The sequence below is a fragment of the Streptomyces sp. NBC_00016 genome (assembly GCF_045040885.1).
Lineage (GTDB): Bacteria > Actinomycetota > Actinomycetes > Streptomycetales > Streptomycetaceae > Streptomyces > Streptomyces coriariae.
Genome location: NZ_CP108304.1, coordinates 1931905 through 1945937 on the forward strand (window position 1 = coordinate 1931905; position 14033 = coordinate 1945937).

The window sequence follows — 14033 nt, forward strand, 5'->3', positions numbered from 1 at the left end:
GGTGTCACCTCGCCGGCGGCCTCCCGCGGCTACCTCCGGGTCTGTCCGGGTACCAGGCCCACCTGCGGCGCGCCCATCCCCCGCAGGGCCTGCTGGGCCTTGTCCACCAGGCCGTCCGCTCCGCAGGAACGCGCCAGTGACAGGCCCCGGCCGAGTTCGGAGACCGAGCGGGAGAGGATGCCGTACTCGACGCGGGCGGCCGCGTGTTCGTACTGGCAGGGCGAGGACTCCAGGAAGGTGACCGCCTGCTGGGCCAGCCGGACCGCGCGCTGGCCGGTCTCCAGGGCGGCGGCGCAGCGCAGGGCCTCCCCGATCGCGGTGTCGGTGCCGAAGCGCTCGGCCTGACGACGGGCCTCGGAGACGAGCCGGTTGGCCCGGTCCGGATCCTCGGTGGCCAGCGCCCGGGCGAGTTCGACGGCCCAGGGGACCATCACCGGGTTGAGGTGGCCGCGCGCGGCGGCCGCCTTCTCGGCCGCCTCCAGTTCGTTGATGCCGTCCTTGACCCGGCCGACGGCCAGCAGCAGCCGGCCGCGCACCGAGCGCGGGTCGGGCAGCACGATCGTCGACGGGTACGGCGGGGCGAAACCGTACTGTTCGGCGGTCTCCCAGGCCTCGGCGACATGGCCGCGGGCCAGCAGCGTGTCGACGAGGTTGCAGGTGGCCGACCAGTACAGGGGCAGGCCGCGGCCGACGCGTTCGGCGACCCGCAGGGATTCCCTGAGGGACTCCTCCGCCTCCTTCAGACGGCCCCGGCGGCGCAGGCCCAGTCCGAGGTAGGCGTGGGCCAGCGCGAGGTGGCCGCCGCTCCAGCCTGCGGACGTGTAGGCGCGCAGGGCCTCGTTGAAGAGGGCGTCGGCGCGGTCGAGCCGGTCGGTGTAGGCGTAGGAGCTGGCCAGCATCATCAGCAGTTCGATGCCCCACTCCTGGTCGGTCCAGCCGAGCCCGGGAGCGAGGCCGCCGTTGACGAGGGCGCGGTCGCAGAACTCGGCGACCTCCTCGGCGTTCTCGCCGTGGGTCATGGCGTCAAAGCCGCGCAGGATGAGCAGGGCGCGCTCGGCGTTGTCCCGGCCGGTGCAGGTCGCGGCCAGCTGGGCGAGCCGCTCGGAGCGGCGCGGTGTGGTCGCCTCCCCGGCGTGCACGCCCTCCCACATGAACTGCACGGCCTGCAGCCGCAGCCGCGCGGGTCCGGGGGCGTGCCGGGCGGCCTCCGCCTCGACCGTGCGGACGGCCTCCTCCAGCTGGTCGTTGTGCAGGAGGGCCTGGGAGAGACGGTAGACGGCGTCGACGCGCTCGGTGCCGTCGAGGCCCGGCATGGCGAGTGCGGTACGCAGGTGGTCGATGGTCCTGGCGGGGGCGGTGAGGAGGGTGGCGCAGCCCAGTTCGTAGAGCACGTGCGCGTGCACCTCGTGGGCGGGCGGTTCGCTCAGGGCCCGCTCCAGACAGCGGCGGGCCGCGTCGGGGGCACCGACGGCGAGGTGTTCGCGGGCGGCCTCGCGCAGCTGCTCGACGAGTTCCTCGTCGCCCTCCGCGTGCACCTGGAGCAGGTGCCGGGAGGCGGCCGCGAGGCCCTTGCCGGCGTCGGTGACGACCTGGGCGGCGATGCCGTGCATCGCGGTGCGCAGGCCTCCGGGGATGGAGTCGTAGACGGCGGAGGCGATCAGCGGGTGGACGAACTCCAGATCACCGTCGCCGGCCGGGACGGCCCCGGGCACGGGCTCGGTGAGGATGCGGGCGTTGCGCAGCAGCTCGGCGCAGCGCGCCGCGTCGTCGCGGCCGAGTCCGGCGAGCAGGGCCGCCTGGTCGACGGAGATGTCGGCGCCGAGGATCGCGGCGGCCATGGCGAACTTGGTGGCGTCGACGCCCAGTTTCTCCAGGCGGTCGACGAGGCCGCCGCCGCGGGCCGCGCGGTTCAGGGCGCGCAGTTCGCCGGCCGAGGACTCGCTCGCCTCCAGCTCGCTGTCGCGGACCTTGGCGAGGAGTTCGACGGTCTCGTAGGGGTTGCCGTCGGTGACGGCCCACACCTCGCGGCAGAACGCGGCGTCGGCGTGCGGGCCGAGGGTGGCCCGGGTGAGGCCGGCGACCGCGGGCGGGGTCAGGGCGCTGAGGCTGGTGACGGCGCGGCCCGCGGCCGCGCCGATGGCGTCGAGGTGGCGGGCGGCGTCGCCCTTGACCTCGCCGGGCCGGCGGGCCACCACGACCAGGACGGAGAGTTCGTCGAGGCGTTCGACGAACGCGACGAGCCAGCGCAGGGTCTCCTGGTCGGCCCAGTGCGCGTCGTCGATCAGCAGGACGAGCGGGTAGTCGCGCCTGGCCAGCCGGGTCACGGCGGCGACGAGGCCGTCGCAGACGCCCTGCGGGTCGGCGTGGCCCTCGCCGGGTTCCAGAATTCCGAGGGCGGGGCCGGCGATGTCGTACCAGTCGCCGAGGTACTCGCGGGCCTCCTCCGGGTGCAGGGACAGCAGGGTGGGCTGAAGCAACTGCCGTACCACGTTGAAGGGCACGGATTTCAGTGTCTCGCCGCCGCGGGCCGACCAGACCGCGCAGCCGCGGCTCTCGGCGATACGGCGGGTCTCGGCCAACAACGCGGTCTTGCCGAATCCCGCCTCGCCCCGGAGCACCAGCAGGTGACCCGACGAGGACCGGTCGGCGCAGAGTGTCTCCACCGCCTCCGCGATGGCGGTGACTTCCCGCTCGCGCTCCCACAGGGAAGCCGAGGCGGCCGTCGTCGGCCTGACCTCCGTCATCCCGCTACCTCCCCAAGTCGCCCGAACGACGTACCGACGTCGAGCGTAGCCTTCCGGGGGCTCGCGCGGAGGGCGGTCCGGGCAGGTCCCGCCTCCAGGGTGACACGCGACGGTCCGGGACGCCCCGGCGGGCCTGCGGAACTGGCCCCCCGGCGTCAACGGCGAGTGACGGGCACCGAATTGACGTCCAATTCACGCCAGCCGCGCGGCGGGGCGCCCGTAACGGATTTCAACAGAGTGCCCTCCCTCTCATCCGGCTTTCACCGACGCCTCATACGGTGGGGTCATGACGCAGGTGACTCCTCCCGGGTGGTATCCCGATCCGGGGCAGACAAGTGACGGTCCCGCCACCGAACGCTGGTGGGACGGCAAGGCATGGACGGACCAGACCCGCGCCGCGGGCTCGGCCGCCGTATGGGGTCCGCCGGCGCAGACCCCGGCGGACGGCGCGTACCCGGCGTATCCCGGTTATCCGGGGTATCCCGCGGCGCCGGCGGACCCGGGCCGGCGGCGCGGACTGCGGACGGGCATAGCCGTCGCCGCGGCCGTGGCGGTCCTCGCCAGCATCGGGGTCGGCGTGTACGCGCTGGCCAAGGACGACGGCTCGGGCGGCGGCAGTGGCACGGCCCAGGGACCGGGCGGGCAGGGCGGGCCCGGCGGCACGGGCGGCCAGGACGGCAGCGGCGGCCAGGGCGGGCCCTTCGGCGACTCGGGCGGCTCCGGCGGTTCGGGGGGATCCGGAGACTCGGGGGGCTCGGGCGGAGCCTCTCCCTCGCCCGGGGAGTCCGAGGCACCGAAGATCAAGAGCGGTGCGGTGACCGACGCGCTCAACGGGATCAGCATCGCCATCCCGGACGGCTGGACCGGCCAGGAGCTGAGCGTGGGCGCGCAGATCACCTCCGACTCCTCCTACAAGTGCCCGGGCGACACCTCGAAGACCTGCACCAAGGGGGGCGTGTACTCGGCGCCCGTCGAGGTGCTGGAGACCAAGGGCGAGACCGCCGAGGCGGTCGCGAAGGCGGACATCTCCGCCAACGCCGAGGAGTCCTACGGCGGCACGACGTACGGCGCGATCACCTCGCACCAGGTGCTCGCCTCCAAGGCGGTGACGGTGGCCGGGCAGAAGGGCTACCTGGTGCGCTGGAAGGCGGTCACGAGCAAGGGTGCGGACGGCTATGTCGAGTCGCTGGCGTTCCCCGCGCCCGCGGACACCAAGCGGCTGGTCGTGCTCCGCTTCGGGGTCGACGCCGATCAGAGCGTGTCGATCATCGACACCATCACCAAGGGCATCAAGGTGTCGACGGGCGGCGGCAGCGGACAGGACGTCTGACACGGTCGGCCGGGTGGGGCACCCCTCCGCTCAAGGGGGCCCCACCCGGCCGGGTGGTGCGCGCCGCCCCCGTCCCCACGGTGCGGCGCGAGACAGGTCACCGTCCAGTCATCCCGTGGACGGCGGCCTGAGCCATGTGTTGATCTCTGTACTGATCTCCGTGCCGGTCTCGGAGCCGGTCTCGGAGCCGGTCTCGGTGCCGGTCCCTGGGCCGGCCCCTAGGTGAGGCCGAGCGCCGGCAGGACGGCGGCCTCCACGAAGCGGACCAGGTACTCCTGGTCCGCGTACTCCCCGTCGACGACGGGACGGGCGCGGATCACGCCGAACATCTGCGCCGGGATGTACTCCAGCGCCGGGTGGTCGCGGGCGATCTCGCCGCGTTCGACCCCGCGCCGCAGGATCTCCCGCAGCGCCTCGATCTCGGGGGTGATGATCGCCTCCCGCAGCGCCAGCGCGAGGTCCTGGTCACCGGTGACGGCGTGGCCGAGCGCCTGCAGCAGCTTGGTGTCGTTCGTCGACCAGCGGCCGGTGGCCCGCGCGGCCTCGCGCAGGTCCTCGGCGAGCGAGCCGGTGTCGATGCCGGTGAGCCGCGCCTCACGACGCGAGCGCAGGGCGGCCACGACGAACTGGGGCTTGGTCTTCCACTGCCGGTAGAGCGTGGACTTGCTGCACCGGGTGCTGGCGGCGATGCCCTCCATGGTGACGGCTTCGTAACCGCATTCACGGACCTGGTCGAGGACGGCGTCGAAGAACTCCTGCTCACGCTCGGGCGTGAGCTTGGAGCGGCTCGTGGCGGCGACCGACTCGGGCCCGTCCGCTGCCTGCGACATCATCTGCCGTTCCCCTCGCTTCTCTTCCGTTCCTTCGGCTTGCCTCGAGGCCGCCGCGGGATTCTCAGTCCAGTGTGGCGCACACCATCGATACGCCAGTGTACCGGTACGCCGGCGTATCGGTACACTGGCGTATCGGTACGACACAGTATCGATGGTGTATGCACGAGTCACGAGCACGGCAGCACCACCCACACGCACCACCGTCAGTGAAGGGGCCGGGGGATGAATGCCCGCACCGAGCCTGGGGAAGCGGAGCCGGTCACACCGGCGCGGCCGCCCATAGTCCGAGAGCTCCTGCTGGTCGCAGGGCTCTTCCTCGTCTACAAGCTCGGCCGGCAGCTGGCCGCGGGCCACACCGGCGAGGCCTTCCGCAACGCACACGACGTGTGGCACGTCGAACGCCTGCTCCGGCTGCCCCGGGAAGACTCCGTCCAGGCACTGCTGCTGCACGGCGACACCCTGGTCAAGGTCGCGAACACCTACTACGCGACCGTGCACTTCCCCGCCACCCTGGCCTTCCTGGTCTGGCTCTACCTGCGGCGCCCTGCCCACTACGTGTGGGCCCGCCGGGTGCTGGCCGCGGTCACCGCCGCCGCGCTGGTGCTGCACCTCGCCCTTCCGCTCGCCCCGCCGCGGATGCTGACGGCGACGGGACTGATCGACACCGCGCGCGTGTACGGGCCTTCCGTGTACGGCCCGCCGCGGACGGACCATCTGTCGAACCAGTTCGCGGCGATGCCCTCGCTGCACTTCGGCTGGGCCCTGATGGTCGCGATCGGCCTCGTCGTCGCCACCCGGTCACGGTGGCGGTGGCTGTGGCTGCTGCATCCGCTGCTGACCCTGCTGGTGATCGTGGGCACGGCGAACCACTACTGGCTCGACGCGATCGTGGCGGGCGCGCTGCTCGGCCTCGCGCTCGCGCTGATCCACGCCCCCCGGCGCACGGCCACGACGACGGGACGCGGTACCCGCACCCTCGTCCCGGCCGAGGAGCCGGTCCTCGTGGGAGCGGGCCGATGAACGCCACCCTGGTCGCCGTCGTCCTGTCCCTCTTCTCGGCCGTCGCCTACGCGGCCGCGGCCGTCGCCCAGGAACGGCTGGCCTCCCGGCACCCCGGCACGGGCCTGCTGCGTCTGCTCGGCAACGGCGCCTGGTGGTCGTCGGTGGGGCTGAACGCCGCCGCCGCGCTGCTGCACGTGGTCGCCCTCAAGTACGGACCGCTCACCGTGGTGCAGCCGCTGGGCGCGCTCACCCTGGTCGCGGCGGTGCCGATGGGGGCGCGGGTCGCCGGGCGCAAGGTCGGCGCCGCCGAGTGGCGGGGCACCGCCTTCACCCTGGCCGGTCTGGCGGCGATCCTGGTCACCGCGTCGGGTCCGGCACCCGAGGACGTCCTGAGCGTGCCGGAGGCGGTGGCGGTGGCGGGCGCGACGGCGGCGCTCATCGGGCTGCTGGCGCGGCGCGGCGCCAAGCCGGGACTGCGGCACGCGACCGCGTCCGGCTTCGCCTCGGGGGTCGCCTCGGCGCTCACCCAGACCGTGACGGTGGCCGTGACGGACCGGTCGGGCCCGCTGCTCAGCGTGCAGGTGATCGGCGTGGCGCTGCTGGTCGCGGCCTTCGCGGCGGCCGGGCTGCTGCTGTCGCAGACCGCCTACCGGGGTGGCCTCGGCGCACCGCTGGCGATGGTGACCCTGGCGAACCCGGTGGCCGCCGCGGCGATCGGCCTCGCGCTGCTGGGCGAACGCCTCCAGGGCGGGGCGGCGGGGGTGCTCCTGGCGCTGGCCGGAGCGGGCATCGCGGGCTGGGGTGTGGTGCTCCTGTCCCGGGCCGCGCCGCAACCCGATGCCGTCCAGGACGAGGATCACCCCGTGGCGGCGGTGCTGGCCCTGAGGCCGGAGACGGCGTCGGCCGAACCGGCCCTGCTGCCCCGGCCGACGACCGGGCCGGAGCACCTCACCCCGCTGTAGCCCCGGCGCGCGGAGGTGACACCCCGGCGGGGTGTCACCTCCGCGCGAGGGGCGTCAGCCCAGGCCGCGCGCGTCCTGCTTGAGCGCGGTGTCCACGGTCAGGGCCGTGGCGACGACCAGGCTCAGCAGCGGCTCGGGCAGCTGGTAGTGGATCTGCAGGACGTAGTTGTCCGCCGTGGTGAACATCGTCTTGGCGAGGCCTTCCCAGGTCTTGGTGATCCGGGCGACCTCGTTGTCGGCGTGGTCGACGATCGCGAAGTTCCAGGCCCGCCAGTTCTCCGCCTTGATCGCGCCGATCTGACGGCCGTCCGCGTTGATGGCGAAGTTGATCTTTCCGAAGACGTTCTGCTGGACGATCTCGCCGACCGGCTGCCCGTCGGGGCGCGTCACGACCACCCGCGACTTGAGGAACTTCGCCGGACGGGTCAGCAGCAGCACCGGCTGCCCGTGGACGTCGCGGATCTCCAGCTTGTGCGTCAGGTACTGGTCGATGCTGACGACGAAGCGCAGGATCTTGCGCAGCGCGCTCTGGCCGACCTGGACGACCGAGCCGAGCTGACCGCCCTGCTGGTCCATGACCTTGTACTCGTTGGTCAGCTCGATCAGCTTGGCCTTCTGGTTCACCACCAGCACCGGCTCGCTGAACAGCGTGCCGCCGCCGGGGCCGCCCGCCGCGACCCCGGCCTGCTGCTGCACCTGGCGCTGGACGCGCTCGTCCGGCCCCGCCTGGTGGGGCACCTGCGGCGCGGCCTGGCCCTTGCCGTCCTCGTGCGTGTGCTCGGTCCACTGGGCGCCGTCCCAGTAACGCAAGGTCTGGGCCGCCCCGTGCGGGTCCGGGTACCAGCCTGAAGGTGTGTTCGAATGCGTGGTCACCGGGGCACATTACCCCGAGCCCACCGCGACCTGACCAGCCCCCACGATGCGGTGTTCACCGCGCATTTACCGTGGCAGCGGCCCAAGCGGGTCACTCCGTGACGATCGCCGGGTCGCTCACCCCGGGGCGGCCGTTCTCGACGTGTCCGGCGAACCGCCGCAGGAAGGCCGGGTCGGCGGACGACGTGACGGTGAGGTCGTACCACCGGCGGCTCGCCCGCAGGTCCAGGGTGCGCCTGAGCGATCCGCCGGGCCTCAGCCTGACGGTCGTGGGCCGCCCGCCGTAGCCGTCGGCCACCTTCAGCTCCACCGTGCCGTAGCCCCTGTGGGTGAAGGTCAGTTCCAGACCGCCGTCGACGTGCCGGGCGGTCACCTCGGCCCCGGCCGCCTTGCCCGCCCCCTTGAAGACGCGCAGGAATCCGTTCGGACCGTGCACGGTCAGGTCGTGCGAGCCGCCCGAGTACGCCGAGTTCCACGTGTCCGAGACGCTCGCGCCCGCCCCGGTGGTGTAGCTCCACGGTCCGTCGGCTCGGTTGCCGGAGGTGACCAGGAAGGCGGCGCCCGCCTTGGCACCGGAGGCGAAGGTGAGGGTGAGGGTCCCCGCGGTCGGGTCCGCCGAACCGTGCACGGCGGGCGCGTACGTGAGCGGGCGGGTGGGCCGCGTGCCGCGCTCCTGCTTCGGCAGGACGGGGACGGCCGGCGGGGTGGGCACGTAGTCGGGGTGGCGGCCGCGGTCCGGGGGCTCGTAGCCGTCGGTGTCCGGCAGGGCGACCGGCCGGGTGTCCGGGCGGGTGAAGTCGAACGCGGAGGTCAGATCGCCGCACACCGCGCGCCGCCACGGCGAGATGTTCGGCTCGTGGACGCCGAAGCGGCGCTCCATGAACCGGATGACCGAGGTGTGGTCGAGCGTCTCGGAGCAGACGTAACCACCCTTGCTCCAGGGGGAGATGACGAGCATGGGCACCCGCTGGCCGAGTCCGTAGGGACCGGCGGTGTGGCCGCTGTCGCCCGGGAAGACGTCGAGGGCCACGTCGACCGTCGAGCGGCCCTGCGCGGCCGAGGCCGGCGGGAACGGCGGGAGCAGGTGGTCGAAGAAGCCGTCGTTCTCGTCATAGGTGACGAACAGGGCCGTCTTCGCCCACACCTTCGGGTCGGAGGTGAGCGCGTCGAGGACCTGGGCTATGTACCAGGCGCCGTAGTTCGCGGGCCAGTTGGGGTGTTCGGTGAAGGCCTCGGGGGCGGCGATCCAGGAGATCTGCGGCAGTCGGCCGCCCTTGACGTCCGCCTTCAGCTGCTCGAAGTACCCCTCGCCCGTGCGGGCGTCGGTACCGGTGCGGGCCTTGTCGTACAGCGGGTCGCCGGGCTCGGCGTTCTGGTACTGCTTGAAGTAGAGCAGCGAGTTGTCGCCGTAGTTGCCGCGGTAGGCGTCCTGGATCCAGCCCCAGCTGCCCTTCGCGTCCAGGCCGTCACCGACGTCCTGGTAGATCTTCCAGGAGACCCCGGCCCGCTCCAGACGTTCGGGGTACGTCGTCCAGCTGTAGCCGGCCTCGTCGTTGCCGAGGACCGGGCCGCCGCCCTTGCCGTCGTTGCCGGTGTGCCCGGTCCACAGGTAGTAGCGGTTGGGGTCGGTGGAGCCGATGAAGGAGCAGTGGTAGGCGTCGCAGACGGTGAAGGTGTCGGCGAGCGCGTAGTGGAAGGGGATGTCCTCGCGGGTCAGGTACGCCATCGTCGTGGCGCTCTTGGCGGGCACCCACTTGTCGTACTTGCCGCCGTCGAAGGCGACATGGCCGTCGTTCCAGCCGTGCGGGAGGTCCTGGAGGAAGGCGAGACCCAGGTCGTCGGCGTCGGGGTGGAACGGGAGGACGTCCTTGCCCGCGCCGTCCGCCTGATGCCAGACCGACTTGCCGTTCGGGAGGGTGACCGGACGCGGGTCGCCGAAGCCTCTGACCCCCCGCAGCTTGCCGAAGTAGTGGTCGAAGGAGCGGTTCTCCTGCATCAGGACGACGATGTGCTCGACATCCTCGATCGACCCGGTGCGGTGGTTCGCGGGCAGCGCGGCGGCACGTTCGATGCTGCCGGAGAGAGCGGTGAACGCCGTCGTGGCGCCCGCGAGTTGAAGGAATCGGCGCCGGTTGACTTCGGGCATGGGTGAGGCACCTCTCGTACGGAAGGGGCTGCGCCTGCCGGTTCGTGACGCAATGCGCGCGCAAGGAGTGTTCCAAGGGCACCGAACGTCAGGGAAGGCCCGGATGACGCCGGTGTGAAAGTCGACGGTACGAGGAGTGTGCGGCGGCCCAAGAGATCCCCAAGGCGCTCCGGTCCACCGACTCGGAGCCGGAAATCGGCGGTTGGCCGGGAACCCGCGCCCCGCGCGTCCGCCGGGCGGCGCCGACGACTGGCGGGGCCACCGGTCGTTCCCTTTCATCCCGGGAGACGAAAGGGGCAACATCTGTTCATTCCTGACCGAATGTAATGAGCCTACCGCTATAGGTATGTAATCCTTTAAACTCTCCGACATCACGCCAGGAAGCGCGCTGGGGGCGCGCGTCGGGGGGAGCTGGTCGTCGTGCGCCGTAGAGCGTTTTTCGCCACCCTGCTGGGCTGGGCCGTGTTCCTGTTTCTCGCGGGACTCACGGCAGCGCCGGCACAGGCCGCCGATCCGGTCGCTCCGTACGTCGAACTGACTCCGGAAACCGGACAGTTGGTGCCCGACGGCGCCCCGCTGACCGTCGACGCCTTGTTCCACAACACGCTGAATACGGACATCACCGACAGCTTCATCGTCTCGGTGGGCATCCGGCTCGCCCCGCCCGCCTCACCGCTGACACCCCAACAGGTTCGTGTGGAGTGGTTCGACGCGGCGGCCTCCGTGTGGCGTGCGGTGGAGCTGACGCCGGGCGACACCGCGCTCTCCGGCTTCCTCAGCACGGACGCCGGTCTGCCGTCCGTGGGCTCGCTCCCGGCGGGCGGCACCGCTCGGATCGGTCTGCGCATCGCGCTCGCCGCCCAGGTACCGACCGCGAACACCGTCCAGTTCGTCGCGCAGGGACTCGTCCAGCCCAGCCCGCTGATCGACCCGGTGGCGCTGATGGACGGCAAGGCGTCCTACGCCGTCGTCGCGCAACCGACGGCCACCGGGTCGGCGTCCCCGTCCGTCAGCCCCAGTGCCGACGCCGGCGCCTCGGCTTCCCCTACTGCTTCTGTTTCTGTTTCCGGTTCCCCTTCCGTTTCCGCGGCGCCGTCCGCGGCCGTGCCGTCCGGCGACCCGTCGCTGTCGGCCGTACCGGCGCCGGCGACTCCGCGGGCGCTGTCCGGCGGTACGGGCGGGGAGCAGCTCGCGAACAGCGGGAGCCCCGCGTCGGCCGCCGCCGGCGTCGCCGCGCTCGTGGTCGCCGCCGGTGCCGCCCTCGCCGCGACCCGGCGCCGCCGCCACGGGCGGTACTGACCCGGCGGCGGACGACACGCCGCCACGGGACGCGTATGTGCACCACCGGTTTGTCCCCACGGGAGGAATGCATGCACCAGCACACGGGGCAGGACGTCCTGCGTGAAGTGGTCCGCGGCATCGCGCCGGCCGAACTGGAGAAACTCGACGAGACCTGCCGGGCCTACACCGCCCGGCCGTACCCCCCGCAGCCCCTGCACCGCCCGGCCGGGGACCCGCTGGGCGACGGCATCCAGACGGCCGTCCTGTCGCCGGTCCTCGTGGCGGTCGTCGCGCAGATCCTCGCCGACCTCGCCTCCGGACGCATCCGGGCCGGCGGCGGCAGACTGGCGCGGTGGTGGCGGCAACGGCGGCTGCGCGGCGCCGCGGCCGACGAGCGGCGTGCGGCGCTGACCGCCGTCGTCCCGGAGCTCTCCGGGGTGACGCGGCAGGAACTCACCGACTGGGCCCTGGCCCAGAGCCGGGCCGCCCGGCTGTCCCCCGCGCAGGCCGAGGCGTGCGCCGACATCGTCGTCGTCGCCGTGGTGCGGCCACCGGCGGAGCCCGTGAACGGCCGGGCACCGGACGCCCACGAGGAGCCGGGCTCACCCGACCTGGACGAGGGAGCGGGCTCCCACGAGGAACCGGGCGAGGTGCAGGCGCCCGCGAACACACCGCCGTCGTGAGCGGCGCGCCGGGCGCCGCCACGCCCGCCGCCGAACGGTGCGAGACCGCCCGCGCGCTCGTGTCCAGCCCGTTGCCCCTGCCGACCACCACCCGGCTGGTGCTGCTGGTCCTCGTCGCGGGCGCGGGTGCCTCGTTCGCCGCCTGGTGGTGGCTGGTCCTGGGGCAGGGCAACTGGCCGGGCGCCCAACTCGCCTGTCTGCCCGTCGCCGAGGGCGCACCGGACGCGGTGCTCGCCCGCTTCACCGGCTGCGTCAACGACGTCCGGCTGACCCAGTCGGCGGTGGTGCTGTGCGGGCCGCTCGGCCTGCTGGCCCTCGCCCTGCTCGGCCGGGCCGCCGGACGCCGGCTGAGCCTGTGGCGATGGTCGGCGCAGCCCGACCGCTCCTCACTCTCCGCCCGTCTGACCGCCGTACTGCCCGACGAGGACGGCGACAGGGCGGGGCCCCGGCCTGCGCTGTGGGTGCGCGGGGGGCGGCGCATCGGGGTCCGGGCCCGCGCGTCCGGGACCGTGCGAAAGCCGTGGATCGTGGCCGACTCCCACGTCTTCGCCCTGCCCGACCGGCAGGTGGAGGCGATGTTCCGGCACGAACTGGCCCATCTGCGCCTGCGGGACGTGGGCCGGGTACGGCTCGCCGTGGCGGCCTGGTGGATCCTGCTCGCGGGGGTCACCCTGCCGGTGGGCGCCGCCCTGCTGCTGGACCCCGGCCTGCTCGCCGCCGGCCTGCTGGCGCGGATGCCGGTCGTCCTGGTCGTCCTGCTGCTCACCCTGTGCGCGGTTCTGCGCGTGCGGGAACACGACGCCGATCTCGCGGCGGAGGCGGATCCGCGCGCACCGCTGGGCGCCACCGCCGAACATGTCGCCTCCGACGTGCCGCCGAACCGTCGCCAGCGGCTTCGGCGGGCTGTGGGCCTCGCCAGCCATCCCACCTCCGCAACCCGCCTCGACGTGCTCGCGGACCCGGCGCGGGCGTGGGGGGTTTCGGCCGCCGAGTGTCTGGCCACGGGACTGGCGGCGGGACTGCTCTTCACCGAACTGGCCCTGCTGGTCGCCTCCCTGATGCCGCAACAAGCCCAACTCGCCTACAGCATCACGGGTTTGCTGACCGGCTGGGCGGTCGCCGGGGTGGTGGTCGTGGCCTGGTGGCGGGCCGTCGCGGTGGGGCACCGGGACGCGTCCGGCCTGCGGCCGGCACGGGCCGGGGCCGCGCTCGGTCTCGGTGTGCTCGTCGGCAGCCAGCTGTCCGGCCGGGCCGCCGGCGACTGGGTACGGGACACCGGTACCGCGGACGGACTGGCCACGGCGCTCTCCCTCACCGACGCTCCCCGGGCCCAGGTGCTCGCCCTGACGGTGGCCCTGATGATCGGCGGGGCGTTGTTCGCCACCTGGAGCACCTCTCTCGCCCGGGCCGCACGCGCGGAAGTGACCGGGCCCCACTCGGCACCCGCGTGCGCGGCGGCCGTCGTCCTTTCCGGACTGCTGGCGGCCGTACCGCTGGGCAGCTGGTTCCTGTTCGCCCGCCTGGTCGCGGCCCGCGCCGCCCCGGACATCCGGTGGAGTGTGATCGCCACGCCCTGGTGGGTGACGGGCGTCCTGGTCAGCATCGGCGGGGCACTGGCTCCGCTCGCCCGAGCGGCCCGGCGCACCGGGGAAGGGCTCGCCGCTCGCCGGTTCCGGCCCGTGGCGGTGCTCGCGTGCGCCGGGGTCGTCGTCACGGCGGGGGCCGGGTGGGCCACGGTCGGCGGCGGGTTCGCCGGGACATCGGCGACCTCGGTCACCCGATCCTCCGGACCCCCGGCCACGGTCACCGCCCGACCCGGCTCACCGGCCACCACCGGCGACGAGACCGTGCCCATCGAGGACCTCCCCGTTCTCCCGCCCGAGGACGAGCGCACGGCGCAACTGCGCGCGAACACCGCCCTCGTGTGCCGTGCGCTGACCCTCGGCGGAACCGTCATCTGGACCGACCCGCAGCGCCGGCGCGACACGGCCGAGCTGCTGGGCGGCCTCGACGACACCGTCCTGCGCGCCGCCTCCGCCGTACTGCTGCGCGAACCGACCGGCCCGGTGGACCGCGAGGCGCTGGTCGCCTCGCTCCTGCGCTGCGACCTGTACTTCCGCTACCACCGCTGAGCCTCCGCGCTCCCGGACCCGACGACCCGCCCGCCTTCCGAGGAGGC

Annotated in this window: 10 protein-coding genes; 6 read left to right on the forward strand and 4 right to left on the reverse strand. The window is 73.3% G+C overall.

Features of this window, described 5'->3' with window-relative positions:
- Positions 1–29 precede the first annotated feature (29 nt).
- Positions 30–2744 (reverse strand): AAA family ATPase, encoded by a 2715-nt coding sequence (locus OG933_RS08690; protein WP_362518443.1) that lies wholly within the window; start codon positions 2742–2744, stop codon positions 30–32.
- Between the two features lie 286 nt (positions 2745–3030).
- On the opposite strand from OG933_RS08690, the gene OG933_RS08695 reads away from it, so the two are divergent.
- Complete coding sequence (locus tag OG933_RS08695) at positions 3031–4074, forward strand: DUF2510 domain-containing protein (protein WP_405626326.1); 1044 nt, start codon at positions 3031–3033, stop codon at positions 4072–4074.
- A gap of 218 nt (positions 4075–4292) precedes the next feature.
- Here OG933_RS08695 and OG933_RS08700 read toward each other — a convergent pair whose 3' ends face one another.
- Positions 4293–4907: a TetR/AcrR family transcriptional regulator C-terminal ligand-binding domain-containing protein gene (locus OG933_RS08700; protein WP_362271184.1), complete on the reverse strand. Its 615-nt coding sequence runs from the start codon at positions 4905–4907 to the stop codon at positions 4293–4295.
- Positions 4908–5129: 222 nt separating this feature from the next.
- Between OG933_RS08700 and OG933_RS08705 the strand changes: the two genes are divergently transcribed.
- Positions 5130–5927 (forward strand): phosphatase PAP2 family protein, encoded by a 798-nt coding sequence (locus tag OG933_RS08705; RefSeq protein ID WP_362518437.1) that lies wholly within the window; start codon positions 5130–5132, stop codon positions 5925–5927.
- On the forward strand, positions 5924–6871 hold the full coding sequence (locus OG933_RS08710) for a hypothetical protein (RefSeq protein ID WP_405626330.1): 948 nt from the start codon (positions 5924–5926) through the stop codon (positions 6869–6871). Before OG933_RS08705 ends, OG933_RS08710 begins: the two co-directional genes overlap by 4 nt.
- Positions 6872–6925: 54 nt before the next feature.
- On the opposite strand, the gene OG933_RS08715 is transcribed toward OG933_RS08710, so the two are convergent.
- Positions 6926–7744 carry a phospholipid scramblase-related protein gene (locus tag OG933_RS08715; protein ID WP_020129400.1) on the reverse strand — a complete coding sequence of 273 codons (819 nt, stop codon included), beginning with the start codon at positions 7742–7744 and terminating at the stop codon, positions 6926–6928.
- A gap of 91 nt (positions 7745–7835) precedes the next feature.
- The gene (locus tag OG933_RS08720; RefSeq protein ID WP_362518430.1) at positions 7836–9890 is read right to left on the reverse strand and encodes a phosphocholine-specific phospholipase C; all 2055 of its coding nucleotides are present in this window, start codon (positions 9888–9890) and stop codon (positions 7836–7838) included.
- Between the two features lie 420 nt (positions 9891–10310).
- Between OG933_RS08720 and OG933_RS08725 the strand changes: the two genes are divergently transcribed.
- The 3 genes from OG933_RS08725 (at position 10311) to OG933_RS08735 (ending at position 13986) form a co-directional block, all read left to right on the forward strand.
- Positions 10311–11189: a hypothetical protein gene (locus OG933_RS08725; protein WP_405626332.1), complete on the forward strand. Its 879-nt coding sequence runs from the start codon at positions 10311–10313 to the stop codon at positions 11187–11189.
- 71 nt (positions 11190–11260) lie between these two features.
- Positions 11261–11854 carry a hypothetical protein gene (locus OG933_RS08730; RefSeq protein ID WP_405626334.1) on the forward strand — a complete coding sequence of 198 codons (594 nt, stop codon included), beginning with the start codon at positions 11261–11263 and terminating at the stop codon, positions 11852–11854.
- Positions 11851–13986 (forward strand): hypothetical protein, encoded by a 2136-nt coding sequence (locus OG933_RS08735; RefSeq protein WP_405626335.1) that lies wholly within the window; start codon positions 11851–11853, stop codon positions 13984–13986. The genes OG933_RS08730 and OG933_RS08735 overlap by 4 nt, the downstream gene beginning before the upstream one ends.
- Positions 13987–14033: the final 47 nt, after the last annotated feature.

Coding starts and splice junctions, on each gene's coding strand:
- OG933_RS08730 (WP_405626334.1), top strand. CDS start 11,261: ATGCACCAGCACACGGGGCAGGACGTCCTGCGTGAAGTGGTCCGCGGC.
- OG933_RS08690 (WP_362518443.1), bottom strand. CDS start 2,744: ATGACGGAGGTCAGGCCGACGACGGCCGCCTCGGCTTCCCTGTGGGAG.
- OG933_RS08710 (WP_405626330.1), top strand. CDS start 5,924: ATGAACGCCACCCTGGTCGCCGTCGTCCTGTCCCTCTTCTCGGCCGTC.
- OG933_RS08700 (WP_362271184.1), bottom strand. CDS start 4,907: ATGATGTCGCAGGCAGCGGACGGGCCCGAGTCGGTCGCCGCCACGAGC.
- OG933_RS08705 (WP_362518437.1), top strand. CDS start 5,130: ATGAATGCCCGCACCGAGCCTGGGGAAGCGGAGCCGGTCACACCGGCG.
- OG933_RS08695 (WP_405626326.1), top strand. CDS start 3,031: ATGACGCAGGTGACTCCTCCCGGGTGGTATCCCGATCCGGGGCAGACA.
- OG933_RS08720 (WP_362518430.1), bottom strand. CDS start 9,890: ATGCCCGAAGTCAACCGGCGCCGATTCCTTCAACTCGCGGGCGCCACG.